This is a genomic window from Belliella kenyensis (assembly GCF_022549675.1).
Classification (GTDB): Bacteria; Bacteroidota; Bacteroidia; order Cytophagales; family Cyclobacteriaceae; genus Belliella; species Belliella kenyensis.
Genome location: NZ_JAKZGR010000068.1, coordinates 1 through 575, shown reverse-complemented (window position 1 = coordinate 575; position 575 = coordinate 1). Strand labels below are relative to the sequence as shown.

The following is a 575-nucleotide window of genomic DNA, read 5'->3' as shown; positions in this document are numbered from 1 at the left end:
CCTGCTGGGGTATTTGCTGCAATGGTTATTGTACCATTTGCGTTCAACGTCAATGGAGATGATGGGTCAGGATCCACCTGAGTCAAAGTAACATCGGTTGGATTCACTGGAGTACCATTCAAGGTATCGTTGATCAAGACACTTGCTGTGGTGCCTCCTGTTCTGCCATTGATGGAATCAAAGTCATCTGGATTCGCAACTATTGGTGCTGCTTCCACAGTAACTGTTGCAATGGCTGTTGAACAATTACCCGGATTAAGATTTTCGCAGATGCTGTATTCTAACTCATAAGTGCCTGCTGGGGTGTTTACTGCAATGGATATTGTTCCATTTGCATTGAGTGTCAATTCAGAATCTCCATCTACCAAGCTCAAAGTAATATCTGCTGGATTCACTGGAGTACCATTCAAGGTATCGTTGATCAAGACACTTGCTGTAGTGCCTCCTATTCTGCCATTGATGGAATCAAAGTCATCTGGATTCGCAACTATCGGTGCTGCTTCCACAGTAACTGTTGCAATAGCCGTTGAACAGTTGCTTGGGTTAAGATTCTCACAAATCCTGTATTCTAACTC

1 protein-coding gene is annotated in these 575 nt (G+C 43.7%); it reads right to left on the bottom strand.

The genetic code is table 11. The features are described 5' to 3' along the window. The coding region (locus MM214_RS18980; protein WP_241297749.1) for a hypothetical protein at positions 1-575 on the bottom strand (575 nt) is incomplete at both ends.